At 54.4% G+C, this 23,900-nt stretch carries 25 protein-coding genes and 1 tRNA gene; 16 read left to right on the top strand and 10 right to left on the bottom strand.

The window, feature by feature from the left end:
• Positions 1-232: 232 nt before the first annotated feature.
• Complete coding sequence (locus NXT00_RS03925) at positions 233-424, bottom strand: hypothetical protein (protein WP_259158151.1); 192 nt, start codon at positions 422-424, stop codon at positions 233-235.
• On the opposite strand from NXT00_RS03925, the gene NXT00_RS03920 reads away from it, so the two are divergent.
• From NXT00_RS03920 to NXT00_RS03880, 9 genes are all read left to right on the top strand, one after another.
• A complete protein-coding gene (locus tag NXT00_RS03920) occupies positions 410-2,620 on the top strand; it encodes a hypothetical protein (RefSeq protein WP_259158149.1) in 2,211 nt (736 codons plus the stop codon). The two genes, NXT00_RS03925 and NXT00_RS03920, sit on opposite strands and share 15 nt — an antisense overlap.
• A gap of 75 nt (positions 2,621-2,695) precedes the next feature.
• Complete coding sequence (locus NXT00_RS03915) at positions 2,696-3,007, top strand: hypothetical protein (protein ID WP_259158148.1); 312 nt, start codon at positions 2,696-2,698, stop codon at positions 3,005-3,007.
• Positions 3,008-3,242: 235 nt separating this feature from the next.
• The gene (locus NXT00_RS03910; protein WP_259158146.1) at positions 3,243-3,638 is read left to right on the top strand and encodes a hypothetical protein; all 396 of its coding nucleotides are present in this window, start codon (positions 3,243-3,245) and stop codon (positions 3,636-3,638) included.
• A 78-nt stretch (positions 3,639-3,716) separates the two neighbouring features.
• On the top strand, positions 3,717-4,013 hold the full coding sequence (locus tag NXT00_RS03905) for a hypothetical protein (RefSeq protein WP_259158144.1): 297 nt from the start codon (positions 3,717-3,719) through the stop codon (positions 4,011-4,013).
• Between the two features lie 64 nt (positions 4,014-4,077).
• Complete coding sequence (locus NXT00_RS03900) at positions 4,078-4,317, top strand: relaxase/mobilization nuclease domain-containing protein (protein WP_259158142.1); 240 nt, start codon at positions 4,078-4,080, stop codon at positions 4,315-4,317.
• A 3-nt stretch (positions 4,318-4,320) separates the two neighbouring features.
• On the top strand, positions 4,321-5,025 hold the full coding sequence (locus NXT00_RS03895) for a relaxase/mobilization nuclease domain-containing protein (RefSeq protein WP_259158139.1): 705 nt from the start codon (positions 4,321-4,323) through the stop codon (positions 5,023-5,025).
• 194 nt (positions 5,026-5,219) lie between these two features.
• Positions 5,220-5,633 carry a hypothetical protein gene (locus NXT00_RS03890; RefSeq protein WP_259158137.1) on the top strand — a complete coding sequence of 138 codons (414 nt, stop codon included), beginning with the start codon at positions 5,220-5,222 and terminating at the stop codon, positions 5,631-5,633.
• Between the two features lie 20 nt (positions 5,634-5,653).
• A complete protein-coding gene (locus tag NXT00_RS03885) occupies positions 5,654-5,872 on the top strand; it encodes a hypothetical protein (RefSeq protein ID WP_259158136.1) in 219 nt (72 codons plus the stop codon).
• 273 nt (positions 5,873-6,145) lie between these two features.
• A complete protein-coding gene (locus NXT00_RS03880) occupies positions 6,146-6,862 on the top strand; it encodes a BglII/BstYI family type II restriction endonuclease (protein ID WP_259158135.1) in 717 nt (238 codons plus the stop codon).
• Here NXT00_RS03880 and NXT00_RS03875 read toward each other — a convergent pair.
• Complete coding sequence (locus tag NXT00_RS03875; RefSeq protein ID WP_259158131.1) at positions 6,849-7,673, bottom strand: MT-A70 family methyltransferase; 825 nt, start codon at positions 7,671-7,673, stop codon at positions 6,849-6,851. The genes NXT00_RS03880 and NXT00_RS03875 overlap by 14 nt on opposite strands.
• A 197-nt stretch (positions 7,674-7,870) precedes the next feature.
• Here NXT00_RS03875 and NXT00_RS03870 point away from each other — a divergent pair, with 197 nt between their 5' ends.
• Positions 7,871-8,077 carry a hypothetical protein gene (locus tag NXT00_RS03870; RefSeq protein WP_259158129.1) on the top strand — a complete coding sequence of 69 codons (207 nt, stop codon included), beginning with the start codon at positions 7,871-7,873 and terminating at the stop codon, positions 8,075-8,077.
• Between the two features lie 55 nt (positions 8,078-8,132).
• On the opposite strand, the gene NXT00_RS03865 is transcribed toward NXT00_RS03870, so the two are convergent.
• The 3 genes from NXT00_RS03865 to NXT00_RS03855 form a co-directional block, all read right to left on the bottom strand.
• Positions 8,133-8,390: a DUF4192 domain-containing protein gene (locus NXT00_RS03865; protein WP_259158127.1), complete on the bottom strand. Its 258-nt coding sequence runs from the start codon at positions 8,388-8,390 to the stop codon at positions 8,133-8,135.
• 406 nt (positions 8,391-8,796) lie between these two features.
• Positions 8,797-8,870, bottom strand: a tRNA-Met gene (locus NXT00_RS03860).
• Positions 8,871-8,994: 124 nt separating this feature from the next.
• Positions 8,995-11,970: a UPF0182 family protein gene (locus NXT00_RS03855; RefSeq protein ID WP_259158125.1), complete on the bottom strand. Its 2,976-nt coding sequence runs from the start codon at positions 11,968-11,970 to the stop codon at positions 8,995-8,997.
• Between the two features lie 249 nt (positions 11,971-12,219).
• On the opposite strand from NXT00_RS03855, the gene NXT00_RS03850 reads away from it, so the two are divergent.
• Both NXT00_RS03850 and NXT00_RS03845 read left to right on the top strand, forming a co-directional pair.
• Entirely contained in the window at positions 12,220-12,744 is a 525-nt protein-coding gene (locus tag NXT00_RS03850; protein WP_259077143.1) for a PPA1309 family protein, read from the top strand.
• A gap of 57 nt (positions 12,745-12,801) precedes the next feature.
• Positions 12,802-13,542: a hypothetical protein gene (locus NXT00_RS03845; protein ID WP_259158122.1), complete on the top strand. Its 741-nt coding sequence runs from the start codon at positions 12,802-12,804 to the stop codon at positions 13,540-13,542.
• Positions 13,543-13,558: 16 nt separating this feature from the next.
• Here NXT00_RS03845 and NXT00_RS03840 read toward each other — a convergent pair whose 3' ends face one another.
• A complete protein-coding gene (locus NXT00_RS03840) occupies positions 13,559-14,620 on the bottom strand; it encodes a PDZ domain-containing protein (protein WP_259158120.1) in 1,062 nt (353 codons plus the stop codon).
• A gap of 92 nt (positions 14,621-14,712) precedes the next feature.
• Between NXT00_RS03840 and NXT00_RS03835 the strand changes: the two genes are divergently transcribed.
• The 3 genes from NXT00_RS03835 (at position 14,713) to NXT00_RS03825 (ending at position 18,518) form a co-directional block, all read left to right on the top strand.
• Complete coding sequence (locus NXT00_RS03835; protein WP_259158118.1) at positions 14,713-16,080, top strand: zinc-dependent metalloprotease; 1,368 nt, start codon at positions 14,713-14,715, stop codon at positions 16,078-16,080.
• Between the two features lie 204 nt (positions 16,081-16,284).
• The gene (locus NXT00_RS03830) at positions 16,285-17,787 is read left to right on the top strand and encodes an ABC transporter permease/substrate-binding protein (protein WP_259077147.1); all 1,503 of its coding nucleotides are present in this window, start codon (positions 16,285-16,287) and stop codon (positions 17,785-17,787) included.
• Between the two features lie 5 nt (positions 17,788-17,792).
• Complete coding sequence (locus tag NXT00_RS03825; RefSeq protein ID WP_259077148.1) at positions 17,793-18,518, top strand: ABC transporter ATP-binding protein; 726 nt, start codon at positions 17,793-17,795, stop codon at positions 18,516-18,518.
• Here NXT00_RS03825 and NXT00_RS03820 read toward each other — a convergent pair.
• A complete protein-coding gene (locus NXT00_RS03820; protein ID WP_259077149.1) occupies positions 18,499-19,017 on the bottom strand; it encodes a SprT-like domain-containing protein in 519 nt (172 codons plus the stop codon). The genes NXT00_RS03825 and NXT00_RS03820 overlap by 20 nt on opposite strands.
• An 82-nt stretch (positions 19,018-19,099) precedes the next feature.
• Between NXT00_RS03820 and NXT00_RS03815 the strand changes: the two genes are divergently transcribed.
• Positions 19,100-20,056 (top strand): hypothetical protein, encoded by a 957-nt coding sequence (locus NXT00_RS03815; protein WP_259158115.1) that lies wholly within the window; start codon positions 19,100-19,102, stop codon positions 20,054-20,056.
• On the opposite strand, the gene NXT00_RS03810 is transcribed toward NXT00_RS03815, so the two are convergent.
• The 3 genes from NXT00_RS03810 to NXT00_RS03800 are packed head-to-tail and all read right to left on the bottom strand — an operon-like array spanning position 19,986 to position 23,845.
• Entirely contained in the window at positions 19,986-22,034 is a 2,049-nt protein-coding gene (locus NXT00_RS03810; protein WP_259077151.1) for an ATP-dependent DNA helicase UvrD2, read from the bottom strand. The genes NXT00_RS03815 and NXT00_RS03810 overlap by 71 nt on opposite strands.
• Positions 22,027-22,809, bottom strand: a complete 783-nt coding sequence (locus tag NXT00_RS03805; RefSeq protein ID WP_259077152.1) for an NAD(+) diphosphatase — start codon at positions 22,807-22,809, stop codon at positions 22,027-22,029. Before NXT00_RS03805 ends, NXT00_RS03810 begins: the two co-directional genes overlap by 8 nt.
• A complete protein-coding gene (locus NXT00_RS03800; protein WP_259077153.1) occupies positions 22,769-23,845 on the bottom strand; it encodes a TrkA family potassium uptake protein in 1,077 nt (358 codons plus the stop codon). The genes NXT00_RS03805 and NXT00_RS03800 overlap by 41 nt, the downstream gene beginning before the upstream one ends.
• Between the last annotated feature and the right edge of the window lie 55 nt (positions 23,846-23,900).

Genomic DNA, 23,900 nt, shown 5'->3' with positions numbered 1-23,900 from the left:
CGTGAGTATCAGCGCATCGAAGGTGGCGTTGTAGGCACTGACTGGGCGGTCCGTCTAGTCGATGTATCTGTAGATGTTGCTGGCCGTTCCGTCCCTTCCTATTTCGCGGTTGCAATCCGTCGAAGAGCTCGTTTGATGGCTAAGGTCTCAGAGACCTTAGCCCTGGATTCTTCGAACATCGAGGATATAACCGCAGGTCAATCCATTCGGAAAAAAATTCGGCCAAAAATCCCTAGGGGAGAGCCGCGATGGCCTGAACGCAGGTCAGGCCATCGCGGCAACACCAAACGGCGCCTCCGCACTGGTTGCGGGTGGTGGTTCCGGGGTCGCTATTGAAGCGCTCGGTGCCGAAGGAACTACCGATAACTATGAGTCGGTTGAGTTCGGCGTGTTGCCCACGGTTCGCTGGATGGGTACCGGTCATCGTGCCCATGTGGTTGGCTTCGATACGGAGTTCACTTACGACGATGCGGATGTCCCTTGGAAGCGCATCATTGGCAGCTGCCAACTCGCTTGTACTGACCCTGGTGATGATAACTTCCTGGTGGAGGTGTTAATCCTGCTTCTCGAGGGTAATCGCATTTACTTTGAGGATGCGCTCCACATCGTCAGTTTGGCCGCTGGCCTGCATTTTCTTGCCCATAGTCACAAGAATGATGGTGAGCTCGATCCCCGTGGTGTGCTGGTGTATGACGCACGGCGTGACGACGAGAATGATAAGTTCGAATACGTCCGTACCCGTGATGAGGTGTTTAAGCGGACGATGCCTCCCACCACGGCGTGTCACTTCGCAAACGCCGATCTCACTGCGTTTCGCCGCCCACCGGTACAGCGTTCTGGTAGCAGTAAGTACAACGACGTTGCCCATCGAGTGACTTCTGCGTCGGGTAGGCTGGTCTCCCTACAATCTGCGCGTTTTATGCGTAAGTCAGGTAAGGGATCGAATGGGTACCGCTGGTTGCCTTCCACCGCGACTGTTCGTGACACGATGGGGCAGGCTGCTGCCGGTCACAAGTCGCTTAGGGCGCTTGGTGACTCTTGTGGTGTGCCAAAGCTCGACGTGGGTAACTCCATTGAAGATATGACCGCATTGCGTCGCGATGATCTGCCCCATTTCCTCGACTATGGCGTCAATGACGCAGTGATTGTCGTGGAGTATCTAGCGATTTTGTGGGGGTTGAATGCCACGCCCCCGGTCACACTCGCGGGAGTTGGTGCGAGCGCTGTTCGTAGTGGTGTGATGCGGTACATGGGGTTGGAGGGCAACACCGCTTTCCTGATGCACTTCCGTGGGCTGGTGAAGAAGACTGATCCAGAGGTGGGCGACGATAGCGACGAGCTTTCCTACTACGCCACTCGTGATCTGATCCCGGTAGATGGCGACGCTTACCAATCGCATACTGCATGGAAGAAGGCCTTTCACGGCGGGTGGAATGGGTGTTTATCGCCTGGTGACCCTCCGTATCAGACCTATGACCACGATATTCAATCCGCTTATACGTCTGCGATGGCGTCCGTCGTGGATGTGGGTTACGTAGGCGGGTCTATCGATGAAGTCGTCAAAGATCGCAAGCTGATCATCGACGATTTCCCGCGAGATCCGACTACGCCATTGGTTGCCTTTGTCTCGTGGGACTTCCCTGAAGATGTGACTGCGCCCTGTCTACCTGTGGTTATCGGTGACTCTGTGATCTATCCACGCACGTTGAAATGGGCTGGTGCTGCGCAGGGTGATGACGTGGGTGAGTACAAGGGGTTCCATGGGGCGTGGTGTGCTGGTCCTGAGTTGTACCTTGCGTTGAAACTCGGTGCGACTGTCAGAGTGCAAATCGGCTACCGCATGAGACTGCTGGATACCGCTGATGGTAAGCCGTCGATGTCTCTACGTTCTGCTCTTAAGCAGGTAGTTGAAGACCGCGCAACTGTTAAGCGGTTCTTTGGTAAGAAGTCTCTCGAAGAGCAGACGGTCAAGGTAGCGACTAACTCTGTGTATGGGAAGCTCGCCCAGGATATCGCGGAGCGTAAAGGCTGGGACTCTTGGCGGGAAGAGATGCAGTCAATTGGCGGCTCGTCGGTCACCTCCCCCTACCATGCGTCGATGACAACCTCCCTGGTGCGTGCACTGCTTCTCGCAATGGCAAATACCATTGAGATCCTCTCCGTCGCCACGGATGGCTTCATCACCGAGGTCGCGGACATCGAGGATTACGACTGCCTTAGTATTGCTGGCGTTTTCCGCGATCTTCGTCAGGCGCTCTCTGGTGACTCCACGGTGTGGGAGATTAAGCATCATCAGAATGACTTGGTGAACTTCTCCACGCGCGGCAATGTGTCGCTCCTCGATCATGGTGTGTTGGCGAAGGCTGGGTTGAAGGTGCCTGAGGGTATCGAACGCGACTCCGTGGAAGAGCGTCAATGGTTACGTACTACTGCCCTTGCGCGTGAGGGCAGGGTCCCGAATCCGTTTACCGCTTTCCCTACGTTCCGTGAGTTGTCGCGCTCAAAGAATCGTCTGGATTTCATGCCGTCGCAGCGGAGGCCTGAGGTGTCAACGATTGCCTTCTATCTTAAGCGTGAGCCGATGCACGGGACTCTGCGCGTCGATGTCGTCGACGGCTAAGAGATGGCTGGCTTCAAGACGCGTGCATAGGACTCTGTGGATGACTATGAACGAGCTCGTAGGGTGGCTAGCCACATGCAGCTTGTTCGTTATGGGACAACGAGCGACAAGCGTTCGAGCGGTTGCCTGTGTACTGGGTGCGACTGGGAGACGTGGTTTAAGCGATTTGAGTCTTCTCGTGGTCGGCGCATCCGTACCGGAGGCGGGGCGTTCCTTATTGAGGTCGTAGCTGCGCACAAGGCTGGTCTCGTTACTGTTGATCGTCTTGATGTGACTGTCCCTGTGTCTCAAAAGATCGGCTGGTTGTCCTCGTTGGTTTGGCGGGTGCAGTTGCTGCGGCTGATTGGCCCGATCCTGCTCCGGCTCGTGCTGTCCTCGATGCGATGATGTCGCAGCCTTCCGGTCCGGCTTACTCCCCTGTGGAAGTCGAGGACCTGAAGAAGGTTGTCGACTCTGTGATGGATGTTCACTAGCGGCATCGTGAGGCTGAGTTGTCCGAACGACAAAAGCGCGAGGCGGCTCGTCGTTCTGTCCGCGCTCGTAAGCGACCGACACCCCGTGTGTCTTAACGTGCTTTTTCTTCTCAACCAACTCAAGACAAGTCAGAAATGGAGTTTTAGCAGTGTCTAAGAACAACAGGGTTGCGCGTGCCGTTAATCGTGCTCAGAAGGTGCAAGATCGTTTCGCGGCTATCGAGGCTGAGTTGCTCGAAGTCGAGCGAGAGGCTGACCGTGTGCTTGGTGAAGCTGTCCGCTTGGCGGTGACCAATTCGCGGTCCAAGTGGGCTGACCATATCGACCTCACCGTTGAAGAGTTCTACTCGATGATGGTTGGTGATGGGGTCGGTAGTGACGAGTCATCTGATAACGCGACTGCTGTCGTCGGTGGTTCAGATGGCGAGGAGCCACCCAGCTGTCGGAGGCTCGCGAGAGCGAGTACGGCGCTGATGTCACCGGCGAAGTCAGTGGGGGCCAGGGGTTCTAGCGGGCGGTCAGCGCCCCTGGCCAGCTACCCGTAGGCAGACGAGGCCCGCCAGGGCCGATTGTCTGACAAGGGTGATGCTGGCCCCTCCTAGTGACTGCGCTGCGAGGTGCCAATGCATAGCGAGGCTGTACGGCTGGCAATCCTTGCTCTATCGAAGAGGTTGCTAGTCGGTACAGCTGAGCGCGCGGTAGTAGCTCTGGTTCCACGCGATGTGGTCGAGATGAGGAATTCGCTCGACCGCATGGTGGCGGAGGTGCGTCGCGTGAGTGTAAACGTGAATCAAATTGTGCGCATGTGGCACGTGAAAGGCTGGACTGAGAACGACTTGCCCGGATTGAGCACGGTTCTTCAAGTGATTGCCGGGCTTGTCTATCACTTCAAGGAGATGGTCGATCACGTCGGTCAGTAAAGTGCAGTGCTCGAAGGATGCTGCTGCGTCGGTGATCTACGCCGTGTAGGGTACTAAAACCGCAATGAAAGACGGCACGGTTCGCGCCTCGGCGTTGTCGGTTGTTAGCCCTCGTGGGAGTAACCCGGTTGCGTGGGCGGTGGAGACACGCGGGCAGGTGCGGAGTACTCCGCAGCGTCGTGACGAGACTCTTAACATCATCCAGTCGTTCAGTCCTAGCGAACTGGATGCTGTCAACGTCATAGACGTGGAGAAGGCTCATACGGCGGGTGTGACTCTGGCTTCGAAGATTGCCCCTGGCTGAGACGTGGTGGTCGCGACGCACACTGATAAAGCGCACGTCCATTACCATATCATTATCGCTAATCACGACCGTGACAGTGGTCGTGCTGCTCCTAAGGAAGCCGGTAATGCTTGGCGAGTCCGGGTTGCTAACGACGAGGTAATGGAGTCATTCGGTCTTGAGGTGCTGAGACAGCATCCGGTGTCGTACTCGCGTGAGGAGCGGCTGGCTCAATCTCAGGGGCGTGAGAGCACTGGTTCTGGTCTGGCTTTGGATGAACTGACTCGTGAGAACTGGCGCGAGTTTGCGCGTGCTCAGACTGAGGACTTGATGCTGGACCCTCGCGTCGTGGCTGCGGTTGATGTCGACGGCGGGAATGGGGTTGAGCCTGCCCTCGACGTGATGGAGGAGATCGCCCCTAAATACAACTTGTCCTTCTCACGCAAGGGGCGTGGCAAGCGCAAGAGAGAACGCTCGTCGTTCGCGTTGGTTAGCGACGTCGGCAAGGAAATACGAGTGCCGGGGCGAGACGGTAAAGGCGCGTCTAGGGCCGCTACTGCTGGGTCTCGGCTTGGTGCTGATTACACGCTGGATGGGTTTCGCGTCCAGTTGCACTTATTACACGCAGAAAAACTATTGGAAGAAATGGGGCACGAAGACAGTGGCTACGAATACACGACGGATGAAACTCGACGCGGTCGAAAGGGATGGACTACTCAATGTCGGTAAAGAAGGACGACGAGGAGCCGATGAAGGAACACGGACAGGCGCTGATGCCAATGTACAACGCGGGGCTGGCGAACAAGCTGGCGTCATAGATGAGGGAACTCTCCGAGTCGGTGGAGGAGGTAAAATCCTCCCAGACAGAGATTCCCGACGACCTGCCCTAGCAGTTGCAGACCTATCAGCAGGAACTGACTGGCTTGAAAAAACAAATGGACGCCTTGCGGCATTCAACCGTGGGAACGGTGGAATACAAGGAGGCGATGGCTCAGGCGGTCAACTCAATGAAAGCGATGGCGGAGATCGCCACAGCGCTTCGGGCCGTGATTCTGGAGCAGCACGAGGGTCTTCAGAAGTCGGTGACCGGGATAGTGAGGCCATTGGAATCAATGGGCAAACTGATCAAGGTCGTTTTGGAGCTCGTCGAAAGGCCGCTGAGTCTCAGCGACGATGCGATCGAAAGGTTGAGCGACAGCATCGATAAGCGTTTGAACCCGATGGTTCTCGACCTAGTAGAGACGAAGCTCAACCAGACTTTTATCATTTATGAGCGCTCGATTAAGGAGATGGTTGATAGTGGCGTCGAAGAGGTTGCTCGTAGCGCAATAGTTTAGAGGAGGCCGCGGAACACACCGTGAGTGAGGTGGACCGGCTTGATGAACGACTAAACGACCACACTGTGGGTGTGGTGTCGCTGGTGAATCTGGTTGCTGTGATCGCAGTGCGTGTGATTGTGGGCGCTGGTGGTTTGTGGATCGGTTCGTCGTTACTTGGCATCACTGTGGCTGTTCCTGAGATGTGGGAGCGGGCCTGGTCAGCTAAGGCATGGCGGGCTGGGGTTTTGGTGCGATAGCGCTGATGTTCTCGGTGATTGCGGCTATCACTGGTGCTGCTGTGCGGGTGGGCACGCGGTGGCCTGTTGAGGATTACCGCAAGTGGTTTGGTCGATAAGGAGTGAGACCAAGCCCAAGTTCGACAATTTGGCTACGTTCAGTAGCTGGTGGCCCGCCTGGCGGCTTCGCAGCCGTCTACTGGGCCTCTACCCTGCCGGGGGCATTAATTGGCCTGCATTGGCATGTGGGGGTTGCGGAGTCTCCCACCCCGTCAAACGTGCGATACTGAGTGTATGTTTTTATCAGAAAGCTATGCGGATAACGATGTCATGCCACCAGAGATTCGAGGCAAGTACCGATTTCTCGAATCCGGATCAGCCGCTGCCGTCTTAAGTGTTGTCAGTCCCGATGAGTGGTCGGATATTCTCTCTGCACTGGATGAATTTGAGCTCAACCCGCAGACATGGCTCAAAGCCGGTGGTAATCGTGGTGACGTCGCCAAAGAACTCGATGGCTTGTTTGACAAGCGAGGCTGGGCGGAACGCCGTCTTGATATCGAAACAAAGGGGTACCTCCTCAATAAAAAGAGCGAAATCATGTACACTTTCGAAACCCAGTATCAAGAGGGCTACCTGGTCGATAACTTCAAAGGACGCGTCGCCGTCGATGTCGAATGGAACGCTAAGGACGGCAACCTTGATCGTGACATGACGGCCTATCGAACCTGGTACGAGGCGGGTGTGCTCTCAGGTGCGGTGATTATCACCAAGGAGTTGGAGCAGCAGCGCTTATTGCGTGACGAGCTGCTCGCAGAATGGAACTCCCAGGCACCCGACGACGAACAGGTGTTGAAGTCGCCTATCGACCTGGGCACTACGACCACCACGACGTTCGAGAAGGCAGCGCTGCGTATGCGGCGCGGTGTCAATGGCACGTGCCCCCTGCTGATCGTCGGTGTCGGTCGTAATGCCTGGAATAAGCAGCCGTATATGGGTCCTAACGTTTCTTAGCGCCTCGCTCGCGCAGTTCGACATCAACTCGCTCTAGCAGCAAATATACCCGCTGGATGGAATAGCCCGAGATGGATGCTAGGTCACGAACCGAATTGCCTTCCTTGTACAAGGTGGCGAGCTTAGCTGCGAGACTGTCAGCTACTTCGTCAGTCAGTCGCTGGTGCGAGGTCAAAGGTGGGAAGATTTCTCCGCCTCGGTAATTGCGGTGCACCTTGCCTCTGACCTCACCCTCTGACTCGTCACCCCACACAACCCAGCCTGGGCGCTCGTGGCGTGCGAAAAGCTCCAGGTATGGTCCTGGCGAGCAGGACTCAATCAGGTCGTACTGTTCGTCAGGCTTACGCGAGTGCTCACGCTTGCGTGTCTCGATCATGTTGACCTGGCTGCGCGCGGGAGCAAGTGTGCGCATCTTGCCTTTGACACCGAACAAGATGATTTCTGTGACGTTGCGAAAGTAGAAGCCCACTCCCCGTCCATCGGGGCCACCGTCCTTGCGACGCTTGGCCCATATGATGTTGGAGACATAGCGAAAGCCCCAGGCCTCCATGACGGCTAGACCGTCTAGGAGTAAAGCGTTGGGTACCCACAAGTACAGATGAGCGTTCTCCGCAGTCACGTCACTGACAGGCAGAGACTTGATCTCGTCCAGTGATAGCGTGGAGTAACGATCGAGTCGACGGTGCTCTGGCGCCACTTTTCCGGTACGGTTAGTAAAGCGCCAGGGTGGGTCGGCAAGTATGGTTTGAAAGCCACCTACCACGTTGGGCAGCGGCGCGATATCGAGATTTTCTCTCAGCGGTTCAGCCATGGCTAGCAGTTTAGCATAGATAGATCTTAAAGTAGATCTTTAAGGCCGCCCCTTTTCCGAGTTTCGTCGCCAAGCCCCCTGCAATGTAGCCGCTCCCCTGCCATGATTGCAACTGAACGCCACGGTTGAGACTCGGGCCGTCTCCCTCGAGGACCAAGGCTCGCAGAAGATGTCCAGTAGTTGAAGGTCATCCTGGCGTGAGTTGGTGGTGTCGAGGCGCTGTTGTAGATACTCGACGCTGGCTGGTGACCGGTGCACTCGAAGGCCCCGCGGGTGGCAGGAGCTGCAACGATCTCACCGACAGTGCCGTGATCGACGCCGTAATGATCGTGGTGCGAGTGCACGAGCCGCCACTCGGCACCTGTATGGAAGCTCGTCGATGGACAGCAAGCCCAGTGGCTTGAAGAGACTGCGGTGGTCGAGCACCGCCCCGGTCACGTGCGAGAGCGCAGGCTCCTGCTACTCGGTGACCGCAACGAGCACTGTGGCAACAACATTGTGAGCTTCCAGCAACTCGCCTATTCCATCGAGGTCGTAGTCGAGGCTGTGACGCAGCGAGGCTCCCTGTTCTCCAAGGTCTGTGCGCAGGACCGAGCCCAGGACAGAGCGCCCTGGCGTTACTTCGACAAGGCTAGCAATGACCAAGGATTCGTGTGGGTAGAAGCCAAGATTGCCGGGGAGATTCGATATCAGCTCGACGTAGGTAGTAATAGGCACAGAAGTCGTAGATGTGCCTGGTGTGCCTTCCAGGCTGGAATAGCTGTCGACAGGCCCCTGTGTGGAGCCCGTCTATCTCCCGAAAGGTGTCTTCGCCATCTTGAGACGCACAGCTTGGCGGTACTAGCGAAGCAGACTACGAAGCGATGTGTGAATCTCACGAACAAGCGCTTGAGATTGCGCAGTCGATCATTGAACGCAAAAAATATCGCCCCAAGAGTCACATCCCCCGGTTTCAATTCAAAATCCATTAGACTCTTGCGAAGGGTGGAGTGGGCCTGCTAAAGCGACTTCTTAAGCGACATTCGCCATTTTCGGGGTTGAAAAAGTGAAAACCCCTACCAGCACTTCCGAAGCAAAAAATAAACCCTCGCCAGGCTATGGGCCTGGCGAGGGTTTTCTATAGTAGCGGGGGCAGGATTTGAACCTACGACCTCTGGGTTATGAGCCCAGCGAGCTACCGAGCTGCTCCACCCCGCGCCGAATTGCTTAGATCATATCTGATCTCCGCAACGAGAAACAACTATACCCAGATCATGCGCGCAAAGACAAATCCCCAGTACCTTCCACCTCATGGCAGCAAAAGAGTACTGGGGATCGGCTCCTAGTTGTTCAGGGCTTGGTAGGCAGCTACAGCCTGATCTAACTGATCAAGAGCCCGTCCGTATTCTTCGAAGGACCCGTCACGAGCCGCCTCGAGTCGGCTCAGAGCCTCGTTGATCGCTGTGATTGCTTCCGAAGCATTAGCAGCTCCTAGTACTGGCTTTTCAGCCACCCCTTCACCGCTAGTCTCTTCACCGTCACCCTCGACGGGTGTCTCCGTTATGGGTGCCTTACCCGTCGGCGTCTTAAGAGTTTTTGCTTGGTCGATATCTTGAGCCTCACGTGGGTTGATTCCAACCTGTGCGAGTGCCTCAGAGACTGTCGGGGCATAACCTACCTGGCCGTTATAACTGACGAGTACGCGCAACAACTTGGGGAAGGCGGAGTCTTCTTGCCCCTTGCGCTGAGCGTAGATGGGCTCTACGTATAGGATCTCGCTACCACCCACGGGCAAAGTGAGAAGATTTCCATTCTTAAGCTCGGTAGTAGCCTTCCACAACGACTGGTCACGAGCCACCTGGTCAGAGGACATCAGAACGTCTTGGGCCTGCTGGGGCCCGAGTGTCTGAGTATTGGTAGGCAATACGCGGACGGTGATCTTGCCGTAATTCTCAGGATCCGAGCTCGCCGCCATATGGGCAGCAAGGTATTGGCGATTCAGACCACGGAATGGGGTGATCAACTGGAAGGAGGGTTCACCGGTCTCAGCGTCGGCAGCTACCACGTAGAACGGGGGCTGAGCCTTGCCGTCAATACCTGAGGATGGGTCAGAGGGAACGGACCAGAAGCGGTCATTGGTAAAGAATTCGCGGGCCTCATTGACATGGTAGCGGGCAAGGATGGAGCGCTGAATCTTGAACATATCCTGCGGATAGCGGATATGACTCATGAGTTCATCAGAGATCTCTTCCTTTGGCTTTACGGTGCCAGGGAATACTCCTTCCCAGGCTTTTAGAACAGGGTCGTTCTTATCAAATTCGTACAGCTCAACTGAGCCATCATAGGCGTCGACGACTGCCTTCACGGAGTTACGGATATAACCGAGCTCATCATTGACAATCGCGCGGTTGTCCGCTCCCACTCCGGCGGTGGTATCTTGCGTGGTCAGCGACATGCTCACGCGCTGCGCATAAGGAAGCGAGCGCAGAGTTGTATAGCCGTCAACAATCCACTTGATGCGACCGTCGATAACCGCCGGGTAGGTAGTGGAATCGGTGCTCATCCACGGTGCTACCTTGTGTACGCGCTGGCGCGGATCTCGATCAAAGAGAATCTTGGAATTCTCATTGACGCGTTCAGACAACAGGATATTGATTTCCCCGTACCGCGCCGCAAATACACCTCGGTTGAAGTAATTACCAATGCCTACTCCACCCTTGCCCTGATAGGTATAAGTGGAGTTGTCCGTATCGTATTCCACAGCCGTATCCGAATTTGATCCGACCACCGCGTAATCAGCCCCATCGACCGCAGATGCAATTAGTGGGCCGTAGTAGATCCGGGGTTCATCGACCACAATGCCAAGTTTCTTGGCATCCTCGTCTGTTGTCTGAAGATCCGAGACGGTATAAACGGGATACCCACCACGAGTTGATCCCACGTCGCGGGCGACCTCATCAACCTTATTTGCGCGCGCGGCCACGAAACCATTGCCGTGAGTATACACAGTGTGTCGGTTGATCCAGTTTCGCTGGTTTTCGCGCAGCGAGTTGGGATCGATCTCGCGGGCAGCCACCACGAAGTCACGTAACTCACCATCGATGACATAGCGGTCCATCGCCAATGACTCAGGGAATCCGTAGAAGTTTTTGAGCTGCTTATTTTGCGTGAATGTTGGAGAGAGGATCTCTGGATCCAGCAAACGAATATTGGACACCGTCGCTGAGTCGGACGCGACTACTTCTTCACTGGCGCGTTCTGCGCCCCAATCGAGCTTATAGTCCACTTGTTCATCGGTGAGCCCGTAGGCGTAGCGGGTGGCCTCAATATTGCGACCAATATATTCTGATTCTTTTTCAGCGCGGTTTGGGGTCACCGAGAACTTTTCTAACATCAGTGGCCAGGCGCTGCCGATAACAAGGGCGGACAGCAGCATGAGGACTGTCGAGACCGCTGGAATACGCAAATCCTTGAGGAAAATAACGGAGAAGAATGAGGCAGCTACCAGCACTGCTATGACCATTAAGATGATCTTGGCGGGAAGTACCGCATGAACATCGGTATACGACGCGCCCGTGAAGGTTTCATTGGAATTATTCAACAGATCAAATCGATCCAGATAATAGCCCAGTGCGCGCAGGATCATATACAGACCAGCTGTAATCCCCAGCTGGATGCGAGCCCCCATGGTGACGACTCCCGGGGCTCCTGTTTGGGAGTTAGCCAGACGGATTCCCCCGAAGAGGTAGTGCCCGATCAAGGCGAGGAAGAACGAGACAACGAGCAGAATTGACACAGTTCCTAGCATGAGCCGCAGCATGGGGAGGGTAAATGCGTAGAAGCCAAAGTCCATGCCGAATTGCGGATCGGTAACTCCAAAGCTTTGGCGGTTAAGGAAAAGTTGCACAACTCGCCACTGCTGCTGACCGATAAAACCAGCAAAAACTCCGAATGCCAGGGGGAGCACAAATCCGCGCTTAGCAACGAACTGTTCAAGTTGCCGTCGCGCCTCCGCAACAGCATCGTCGACGAAAAGTAAATTCTCGTGGGCTCGGGATTTGTAAGTAATTAATAAGGTAGCTCCTACGAATAAAGCTGCTAGGAGACCGAAGGCAAAAAATAAAGCGATTCTCGTCAGGACAACTTTATTGAACACACTGCGGAAGTCGATAGCCCCGAACCACAGCCAGTCGGCATAGAAGGTGACCGTAATAGGGATCAAAATGCTCAACAATGTACCAATGATGAGCAAGGTCGTCAGGATTTTTGGTGGGCGCCCCGAACGTGGGGTGGACAGTAGGCGATTGGCCAACGCCATCTCCTCAATTCTGTAGAAACTTTGATGATAAGGGAAGTGCTTTCCCACTTTAGTGGAGATCGAGGAGAAACGGCAGATGAGGTAAAGCAGATCTCCCTTCCACCTGTAGGTCCCTGCGCCACCACAGACCACGGATCTACTCCCCCAGGAGCACGATAGAGTGCGCAGCGGATAAGATGAAGAAAGGCGCCTAGGCCGTCCCGGAACTGAATATATACATTTATAACGTGTGAGTTAAGGATTAAGGGTATGAGTGATCAGCACCGAGTAGAATTATCGCAACAAGCTTTGAATAAGGCGATGCTCGAAGCGGTGGATTTTGTCCATGCTGAAGGGTGGGACGCTTCCCCAACCCTCTTTGCTCTTGTGCCTACCAGATTAATCGCCCAATCTGTCGACACTTTCGAGCAGGACGACTCTCCCTTGACTCTCGTGGTCCAAGAAGAGCTTCCCACACATATTCTTCCTGGCTCGATGGAGCTAGGAGATTATCTGTCCAGAATCACCTGGCCAGAGGAAGTTTTAGGGGCCGTTTTAGCCCAGGAAATTAAGTTCCGCGACTCCTCCGATGAAGAGTCCGATGCGCCCCGCCCGGCGCGCCTATTATCGGGTGTCTTAAGAAATGGGGCGCACCAAACCTTATTCCAGATGCGTCCCTCGGCAGAAGAATTAGCCACGAAGGGCCCCTTTGCCGAAGATGACATCGAGTTGCGCGGGGGCGGTTCTATTGCCCCTGGAGTTATCGCTACTCTTTTGGCTGGCTTCGACGATTAACTGTCCTTCTCCTGCGATTGGATCACTATGGTTATTCACACAGCTCCCCTCCCCTTTATGTATAAAAGATTGCTCGTCGCCACCTGTGGCGCTCTCATGCTCATCTCTGGTTGCAGTGAGTCGTTACCTCACGAGTTCACTGACTCCACTGACCAACCAACATTGCAACCAATACGCACTGCAGTAAAACCAGTTGGGGTTCCCTCTCTCGGGCCGCATACCCAGGGCTCGCAGCATCCCACAACGCATCCCACAACAAAGGCTCAAGCGCCCACCTCACGGGTAGACACCCCGAGTACGCGCACACAGCAACGGGCGCTAAACGGCCCAGTTGAGCGCACTCGCGATGCTTTTTCTACGCTGGCGCCTGACTCTCTTTTCGCCCAATTTGATAGTTGCCAACCCAATGGAGTGAGTGATTCCATGGCCTGCACCGGGCCGGAGGTTGGGCAATTTCAGTTTTTCTCCTCCGACGCCAAGGCTGCCTCAACCACCCAGATCCTGACTGAACTGCGTTCTTCACGCGTGATGTACGATTCCGGCCGCTTTGTGGTGGGCTGGTCCACGGTGGGCAATACCGCGATTATTACGGCAATTGATAATGATCTCGGCCTTGTTATGCAGCAGATGGTTTCTACTTATGACGTCGATCCTAAGGAAAGAATTTCCACTTTAGGGCTTATTGCCGCGGTAGAATCCCCGCGAAGTCATTCCGTGAAGTCCATCTCTGAGCCCACACCGGAGGCCACCTCCGCGACTTCTAAGTCAATCGCATCTCGGGTGGGCCCAGGTAGCTAAGAGGAAATTTTAACCATTATGGACGGTCGGTGCAGCTTATGAGCTCTTTACCGGCGGCAAAGTCATCCATGCGTGCTACGGCATCGGAAAGCGTTGATACTCCCACTACTGTCATGGAGGAATAATTCTCGCCGGTGAGCTCTTCGCAATTGCGCGCCGGGGCTAAGAAGAGTTCAGCTCCCGCAGCAGCGGCGGCTCGGGCTTTGTGCTTGATGCCCCCAATAGGGCCCACCTCGCCCGTATCAGTAATAGTGCCGGTACCGGCCACGTATTTCCCGTGATTGAGTTCACCGGGCGAAAGCTTGTCAATGACAGCGAGGGCGAAAACCATCCCAGCAGATGGTCCTCCAACATCCTCGAGGTTATAGCGCACAGAGATTCCCTCTGCTGACGACGTCACCATATTGACTCCTAAAAAGGGCACGGTCTCGTCGTAGGGATGCGCCCGCAAAGTCAAAGTTTTTGTCAATCTGCGATCCCCGCGCTTGATACTCAGCTCAATGCTATCGCCAGGTTTTTTCGCTCGGACCAGCTGTTGCGCTCCACCTCCAGTGCGTACAGGGACGGAATCGATAGCTAGAATTACGTCATTATCGCGCAGCGTTTCAGCAGCGGCGGAATCAGCAACAATACGCGCGATCTTTACGTTCATAGGGCGCTTGAGATAACGCAGAGCGGCGGTGGTAGCCGCAGATTCAGATGCACTAAAGGCAGCCTCATTGAGCTGTTTTATCTCGTCTTCGGTTTTGCCTTGGGGAAAGATCTGTTCAATGGGGATGAGCGTATCCCCGTGCACGATAAGTCGATTGAGTCCCTGGATGAGCGTCATATTGCTGCGTACGCTTACTGTGGTCATATCGAGGTGACCCTGAGTTGAGTCCACCTCGGCGCCGTCGATATTGATCACCTCGACCCCGTTGACTTCATCGAGCGTATTAAACGTCGGCCCCTGCCCCTCTGCCGCATAGGGAATAGTCAGGGAATAATTGGTGCCAGGTATATGGTCTAATTGGGCAAGCGTCATGAGAATAACAACCGGGATGGCTCCACAAGCTAGGGTTCGCGTTCGTCTGCTCACGGTCACTCAGCTTACGTGTAGAAGGTCACTGTTCGCTAACAGCATGTATATAGCGCTAGCGCTTATTGCTTAGATTTCGGTAGGTTAGGGACATGAATAACAGCGGTTTCGGTTTCTCCTTCAACTTCGGCTCCGACGATGATGACGATAATGACCGCCGAGAGAATTCTGGCAATTTCTCTGGCGGCTTAGGCGATATGTTCAATCAGCTCGGCGCTATGCTGTCAGGTTTGGGTAACTCCATGAATACCCCCGACGCGCAGAAAGAGGCCGTGAATTATGAAATGGCCAAGCGCATAGGGTTACAACATCTATCTAGCCTTAAGCGCACCGAAAAAGTCAGCAGCGCCCACATCAAAGCGAGCGAAGAATCAGTGCGCCTTGCCGAATTATGGCTGGACGACGCTACCATCCTGCCGTCGGCTTCGGCCCGGGTGGAGGCGTGGTCTGCTGCGGATTGGCTGGAGAAGACGCTCCCGCAGTGGAAGCGTCTCGTCTCCCCCGTTGCCGCCCACAAAAATGAGGCGCGACTAGATACCCTGCCGAGCGAAGCCAAGGATGCCATCGGCCCCATGCTCGCAATGATGAACCAGATGTCAGGCGTTAACTACGGAATGCACTTGGGGCAATCTTTAGGCGATCTCGCTACCCAAGCGCTTTCTGGCTCCGACTTTGGCATACCAGTGGCGGTACCTGGGATCTTGGCGCTTAACCCCTTGGCCATTGAGGAAAGTGCCGCGAACTCAGGGATCCCCGCTCAGGAAGTTCTGGTCTATGTGGCAGCCCGCGAGGCTGCGCGCCAACGACTTTTCCACTCCGTGCCGTGGCTTGTTGAACGCCTAGTATCCTCTGTGGAGGAATATGCTGCTGGACTTGAGATAGATACCTCGCATATTGAGGAGGCCATGCGCGAGATTAATATCGAATCTCAGGATCCGCAGGCAATCCAGGAGGCTATGGCTCGGTTGCAGGATATGGATTTGGAACCGCGTATTTCCTCTCGAAATATCACCGCCACCTCTCGCCTGGAGAGCCTTCTTGCCCTTGTCGAAGGTTGGGTCGATGTGGTTGTACAAGAGGGGCTATCGGATCGGATACCGCAAGCTGCACAGCTCCACAAGCAGTGGATTAACCGCCGACTGACCGGGGGCTCTGCCGAAAATGTCTTCTTTGAGGTCGTCGGTTTTGAGATCGCTCAGCCTCCCACGGATGAGGCCGGTGAACTGTGGCGCAGAGTGACCGTAGCTGTCGGTACCCAGCGCCGCGACGGAGTATGGAAGCACCCCGATTTCCTTCCAACCGCGGATGATATTACGAATCCTGCAGAATTTATAGATTCTCTCCTCGACGAATCTGATTTTAAAGATTTTGATCCTATTGCTGAGATAACGGCACTAGAGAAAGAACGCGAAGAACAATCCTCTCACGAGGATGATCCGGAGAATCCCTCCAATCAATAACCTCCTCTGATAGACCTGTAGTAATAACAGATCTCCTTTGTGCCTACTCGTGTGGGGTAACGGGTGGGCACATATCACTCAATTGCCCTAACATATTAACCAGCACCAAGTAACAGTGCTGTGGCAGCCTGTCTCCTTCCCACCTCATCGTGGGAAGGCGTGGGAAGCTGTCACCCCCTTCCCCTTGTGAGGACACCGACTGCTATGCGCTTTTACGGCGATCTGATTATCGACCACCTCATGATCTCTCTGGGCGCCGCGATTGTTGCGGCTCTGATCGGAGTGGCAACTGGAGTTTGGCTCTCTACACGGCCCAAGATTGCCACTCCCGCTATTGCGGTGGTCAATATTGCGTATACCATCCCATCGATCGCGCTGCTTGGCGTGCTCATCACTGTGACGGGCATTGGCAATACGACGGCGGTTATTGCGCTCGTCGTCTATGGCTTGCTCCCGGTGGTGCGATCAACCTTTGTGAGCATGCGCGCCGTTGATCCAGCTTTAATCGAGGCTGCCAGGGGAATGGGCGCTACGAAGCGGCAGGTTTTTCGCACAGTCACCTTCCCCTTAGCACTGCCGCAGATCCTTGCCTCGATACGCACAATGGTGACCATGACTATCGCGCTGGCTGGTATTGCTTCTTTTGTGGGCGCAGGCGGCTTGGGTGTGGCAATTTATCGGGGTATCACAACCGGTAACCAACAGATGATTGTTATCGGTAGTGCCCTCGTTGCGGCCCTCGCCCTAATATCTGATGCTCTCCTGGCCGCTATACAAAAGGGCCTGACGGGTTCGACTAAAACACGGCGCACCACCACTAAGGGGCTCGTGGCCACTGGGGCTGTACTCATGGTGCTCGTGGCATTCTTTGCAGTCAATCTTGGAGGTGCCCAAACGGTGCGTATTGCTACTAAACCAAATACCGAGAATCTTATTCTGGGTAAAATAATGCAGCGCATGATCGAGGAGAATTCCGATTACTTGGTGTCCATGACCGACGGAGTTGGCGGTGGCACCAGCAATATCCAAAGCGGCATGAAGGCCGGGGACTTCGATATGTACCCCGAATACACAGGAACTGCTTGGCAGGTGATCCTAAAAAATTCGCGCGCTTATGATGAATCTCAGTTCGCCGAACTCAATGATGGGTTGCGCGCCCAGGTCGGCCAAGAGTTCAACCCCATGTTCGGCTTCAATAACACATATTCAATTGCGGTCAATGCTGAACTAGCCAAAAAATACTCCATTAAGACCTTCTCAGATCTCACCCGGGTAGCTCCGTCGATGAGCTTTGGTGCGGAATACGATTTCTATGAGCGTGAGGATGGTTATGACGCTCTCGCGGAATTCTACGGTCTAAGTTTCAAAAACACCGTGGATATGGATAACGGTTTGAAATACCAGGCTATTTTGGATGGCAAGATTGATGCCATCACCGTTTTCACCACTGATGGCCAGCTAACGGATCCGCGCATTGTGGTCCTTGAGGACGATAAAAACTTCTACCCCTCCTATGAGGCGGGAGTTCTTAGCCGTATAGATTTTGTGAGAGAAAATCCCGAGATCGCTCAGATCCTCAGCCCACTGCAGGAACTGATCGATGAAGCGACGATGGCCAACTTAAACAACCAAGTTGAAGTTGAGGGAAAGACTGTGGCTGAAGTTGCCGAAGAATTCGCGGTGAACAACAAATTGATTGGAGCCTAGAAGACATGTCTACCATCCGCTATGAAGATGTCAGCCTTTCATTCGGCGATAATCATTTGCTCACAGACCTCAATCTGGAAATAGCCGACGGCGATTTTGTCAGCATTGTTGGTTCCTCAGGGTCCGGCAAAACCACAATCATGAAAATGATCAACGGTTTAATCCTGCCCGATTCCGGGCGCGTGCTTATCGATGGCGAAAATGTTGCCGACCTCGATTTGGTCGATTTGCGCCGCCACGTCGGCTACAGCATTCAGGGCAATGTGCTCTTCCCCCATCTGACGGTTGAAGAAAATATTGGGTATGTGCTCTCCCTTATGGAGCAAGACCCCGAGGAGATTTCGCAGCGCGTTGGAGATTTGCTGGATACTTTCCAGTTACCCGACGATATACGTGACCGGATGCCTAATGAGATTTCGGGGGGCCAGGCACAGCGGGTGGGAATCGCACGGGCTTATGCCTCGTCACCGAAGGTATTACTCATGGACGAACCCTTTGGAGCAGTAGACGCAATTACCCGCTATCAGCTCCAAAAAGATCTCAAACACTGGCACGAAAAGCTAGGGCTGACCATCGTTTTTATCACTCACGATATCCGCGAGGCTCTCAGTATGAGCACCAAGGTGCTCGTGCTTCACGATGGTGTGATTCAGCAATTCGCTACACCCGCTGAGATTAAGGACCATCCTGCCGAGGGATTTGTCTCCGACCTTATGGATATGAGCGACTGACCGGCTGACGTGCCCACGCTTCTAAGAATCCCTTAGCGCGCTCGGCATAGGGAATCCGATCCGCCCAATGCCAAAACTCGGCTGAATGACCGGAGTGGATAAAAGTATGAGTTAGTTCGTGGGCAATGACAGAATCAAGAACATAATCTGGGACCCCACGGAGACGATCAGAAATGCGAATTTCGCCTGTCAAGCTGGAATATGACCCCCACCTTTTGCGCTGATTTTTTACCCATCTGATCGAGGTCATGTGTGCTCGCGAGTCGAGGTAGCGCCTATTGATCTCGTCAGCTCGCTGTTCTAGATCTGCATCGCTATATCTAGTTTGCTGCTTCGACCGAGTGAGTTTTTCGGTAATTTCTGAGACTATTTTTGCCTCTGCCTGTTCCGATAGGTGGGCTGGGACCCGGACTTCAATGACGCCATCGACCCAGCTTGCACTCACCGTTTTCTTTCGCCGCGCAGATCTGATGACGGTGATATCGGGATTGTCATCCATGACCCAATCTTTCTCTATCGCTTGCTACCCTCATCTGCCCATTCGAGATGCGCACTGATGAAAGCCGTGATCCAATGGCCATATGACCTCCACTACTCTCACCGATCATAACCTCGACCATCGCGTTAGCGATCGCCTCCTGGTGCTCAGCCCAGGTATAGATATACTCCTTCGTGCCGATTGCGCCGTCCAATGTGGCCTTGACACCTTCAGGGCTGGGATCTTTGATATTACCGAGTTAAGACCGGGAGATCTCATCGCTTTCTTACGTTCTCTGGACCGCCCTCATCACATAAGCGTGATCCACGCTGGTTTGATCAAACTCGGGCTGAAATCGAGCACTGCCTCGATGATTCTCGAAGATCTAACCTACCACGGAGTTTTAGTCGATCCCGTATGGCCCACAGTTTGTCTTATCGGTCCGGGAAGTCACGGTTTCACCATCGCTTCTGTACTCAAACAAGCGGGTGCTCGCGTTATTGAGGCTGAGGATCACCGCTTTCCTGAGCTTCTTCTCGACTCCGTGGATCGAACCACCCCCTTAATCGTTGCAGGACACTATCAGAGGGGCTCTCATTATGCCAAGGACATTTATAGTTTTCAGACCATCATTCCCATTGAGTTCCTTGGCGGCAGTGCTATAATTGGGCCGCTAAGAATAGATGGTCACGGCCCGTGCCCCGTATGCGGGGATCTCTATGCCACTGAGAAGGACCCCCATTGGGGCTTCCTCCTTGATCAACGCCATACTCCAGGCCGGAACGATCCGATTGTAGAATATAGCGTTGCTGCGCGCTTAGCGGCACTACTCGCCCCAGCATATCCATCACCTGGTATCAAGAATGATCTCCTGAGACCGGGCTTAAAAATAGCGCTCAACCCTTACCGTGGCGCAGAGGATATTGAGGTTGTCGGTCCCCATCGCTCATGCCCCTACTGCTGGGAGCACGCAGGTGAGCGACCACGATTTACTGGGCCAATAATTCCAAGAGATCCGCACCAAATTTCTCGACTGTCACCGGGCCAATCCCAGCAATAGCTAAAAGCTGCTCGTCGGTGGTAGGTCGACGCTCCGCCAAGGCTAATAGCACCGCATCAGAGAAAATGGTGTAGGCGGGGCGCCCCGCTAGCTTTGCCTGCTCTAAGCGCCAACTCCGCAATGTGTGGATGAGCTGATGATCAGCCTCAGAGGGACAGTCCTGACAGTGGCCTAGAATTTTATCATCAGGATCATTTAACGGCACGCCACAAATCTGGCACCTGTGCGCACCTCGCTTAGTTTTTTTCGCAGTCAACGTCGCTGGCTCCGCTACTATGCCATCAAGGAAACGGGTGCGCTTGCGACTTTTACGTCCACCCTCCTGACGTGCATACGACCACGTGTGCACCAGGTGTTCCCTCGCCCGCGTAATACCAACATAGAAGAGACGACGCTCCTCCTCGATCGCTTCCTCTCCCGCTTTCAGAGCGTGACTAATGGGGATAGAACCATCATTAAGTCCCACCAAAAAGACTGCGTCCCACTCCAGCCCCTTAGCGGCGTGAAGCGAGGCCAGAGTCACTCCCCGCATAGAAGGCGGATGTTTGGCATCGGCTCGCTGTTTGAGCTGGCCCAAAAGGCCAACCAAATCTAAGTCGGGAGTGGCCTGTCCTAGTTCTTGGGTCAACTCCACCAAGGCACGCAAAGACTCCCACCGTTCACGAGCTTGCACACCCTGAGGCTCCTGAGTACTAAAGCCCACACCGCTTAAGATAGCAGTCACTAGATGGTGAATCTCGGGCCCACGGTGCTGATCGGGAAAATCCTCACGCTGTGCCGCGCGTACAAGTTGATTGATCGCTTGAATAATCTCAGGCCGCTTGAAGAACTCCTCCCCACCACGTACTTGGTAGACAATGCCAGCCTCAGCCAGTGCCTGTTCAAAGGCGACAGATTGGGCGTTTATACGATACAAAATGGCGATCTCGGCGGGATCAACCCCCTGTGTTAGGAGATCTTTAATAGCGGCAGCAACACCACGGGCCTCTTCTGGCTCACTGTCGTAGGGTCGGAAAACCGGTTCAGGTCCCCGCGGTCGCATACCCTCTAATTTCAGGCGCGTGCCCGCAACACGCCCTGAAGCTTGGGCGATCACCCGGTTAGCAAGAGTGGTGATCTGCGGGGTAGAACGATAATCTCGTTGTAGTTTCACGATGGTGGCATGAGCATAAGTACGGGAAAAATCCAACAGAAAATTCGGGGTTGCTCCCGTAAATGAATAAATTGTTTGGTTGGCATCGCCAACGACCGTGAGATCATCTCGATCCCCTAGCCATGCGTTGAGCACTCGCTGCTGCAGAGGAGTGACATCCTGATACTCATCGACCACGAAACTACGATATTGGCTGCGGAATTCCTCGGCGATGCCACGAGAATTCTCTAGAGCCCCAGCTACATGAACAAGAAGATCATCGAAATCTAGTTCCACGCCCTCTGGCGATATTTTGGACTCCTCATAGAGCTGATAGCACTGCGCTATCTTCTCTGCAGGGTATGGGAGTCTGCGATCGCCCACCCGTGCCGCATAGCTTTCCGGTGGGATAAGGCTGGCTTTCGCCCACTCAATTTCTCCTAAGAGATCACGAATATTTTCTTTTGAAGACTCGATACCAAGGCGGCGCGCTGCTCGGCTAACCTTGGGAAACTTATTATCCAGTATCGCCCAGCGCAGGTCTCCAGCTACCTGAGGCCAAAAATACCGTAATTGACGCAACGCCGCTGCGTGGAAGGTGCGGGCGTGCACGCCACCAATACCCATCAGTTTCAGTCGGTGTGACATTTCCCCAGCTGCCCGCTTGGTAAAAGTGACCGCCATGACCCGCTGCGGACTGACAAAGCCCGCATCGATCATATGAGCTATGCGGTAGGTGATAGTGCGTGTTTTTCCGGTGCCGGCACCAGCGAGAATAGCCACGGGACCACGCGGTGCGGTAGCAGCAACTCGCTGATCAGAATCGAGGTCTTCGAGATTAATCATATTTATTCACCCATTGCTCAATCATCGTCCACGCCACCGTTCCAGGTGCTGGAAGATTCACCGTCTGCCGTCGCACATCCTCCCGAGACAACCATTGAATATCCAATAATTCGCCGTCGGATGGCCACCGCGGTTCTCTATCATCGGTATACGCTTCAAAGCCCAGCATAAGAGATCCGCTAAACGGCCAAGCCTGGCTCATAATATAGTTCGGATGACAAGCAAGGCGCCCAGTCTCTTCGCGAATTTCTCGCAGCACGGCGTCCTCAGCACATTCTCCCACCTCAATATAGCCAGCAATCAAAGAATAGTAGTGCGGGCGTAGCGCATTGAGCCCCACCAGGATCTTCTCTTCACCCATAAGCTCCAGGCGGCAGATGATTGCTGGGTCGATGCGCGGGAAAATTTCTAGTACGTTACCCGCGACATTTCCACGAGGTCTAGCAATATGTCCGTGGTAGTCCAGGGCTTCGCCGGTGCGCGGGTGGAAACGGAAATTCTCACGCTGCTGTAGTACCCCTAATGCCCGAAGAGCTTGGGGCTGAAAGCACCGCGCCCAGACCAGATATTCTGGTAGCGAATACTCCTCCCGTGCGACCCGCTTGACCGCTATGGCCTCGAAAAAGAAAGCTCCCTCGTAGAGGTGAAGGTCAGGGTGGGGGCAGTGTTCGATACAACCTGCGGTATCAACGAGTGTGCAGCCATGCTCGTCGAATAGAAAGAGTGGAGTGCTGCTAACGATTTTTAAGGTCCTCACTAAATACGCGACGTACATACAGTAGCCGGTCGCCAGGTTCCACGGTCTCAGCTTCGAGGGAGTCAAGACGATATAACTCCCCCGAACGAACTACTCCGAGGACTATATCAGCGAGGTGTCGAGGATTCGCCCCTACCTCGTCCTCGGCTACGGGCCGCTCGGCTACGGAGAAACCTTCGTCGGGTGAGAGCAAATCTTCCATCATCTCCACCACTGACGGGGTTACAGTAGCTAGCCCCAACATGCGGCCCGCCGTCTCCGAGGAGATAACTACGGAATCGGCACCCGATTGCTCCAGAAGGTGTTGATTTTCACTCTCTCGCACACTAGCCACGATCCAGGCAGAAGGGGCCAACTCGCGCACCGAAAGCGTCACCAACACCGCAGTATCATCTGTGGAGGGGGCAACTACAATGGCTTTAGCTTTATTCGCTCCCGCTAATTTGAGGACTTCGGAGCGGGTAGCTGACCCGTTGACGGTGACAAGGCCTTTGTTTTCGGCCGCCTCGAGGACTGACCTATCAGTGTCGATCACCACAATTTCGCGGGGGTTTACACCATCGGCGAGCAGTGCTGAGACCGCCGAATGTCCCTTGGTGCCATAGCCAATCACAATGGTGTGGTTGCGCAATTTTTTCCTCCAACGTTGAATTTGCCAGGCCTTACGGGATTCTTCGGTCAACACCGATAAGGTGGTACCAACTAAGAGCACCACGAAGGCGACGCGTAACGGCGTGACAATGAAGATATTAATCAACCGTGCAAATTGCGTCACTGGCGTTATATCGCCGTAACCGGTCGTCGAAAGCGAGACGGCTGCGTAGTAGAGAGCATCGACAAAGGTCAGCTCCTCGGAATACCCATCACGGTCCAAATAGGCCAGCAACGTGACCACGATTATAAGGATGAGGGCGATAGAAAATCGTCTGGCGATGAGTTGAACGGGGCTAACCAGCGTGTTTTTAGGTATACGAATGACGTTGAGCAGAGCGTGCTCAGGCACATCCGCAAGTTGCGGATCAGTTCGGAATCTATCCGGCAAATGGGATGCCATCCCGCTACCTCTCCCTCATCGATGATATTTACACCTCGATTAGTCTACTAGACTC

It is taken from the genome of Corynebacterium sp. ES2715-CONJ3 (assembly GCF_024814365.1).
In the GTDB taxonomy this organism is placed as follows: domain Bacteria; phylum Actinomycetota; class Actinomycetes; order Mycobacteriales; family Mycobacteriaceae; genus Corynebacterium.
This window is presented reverse-complemented; position numbering and strand designations above follow the sequence as displayed.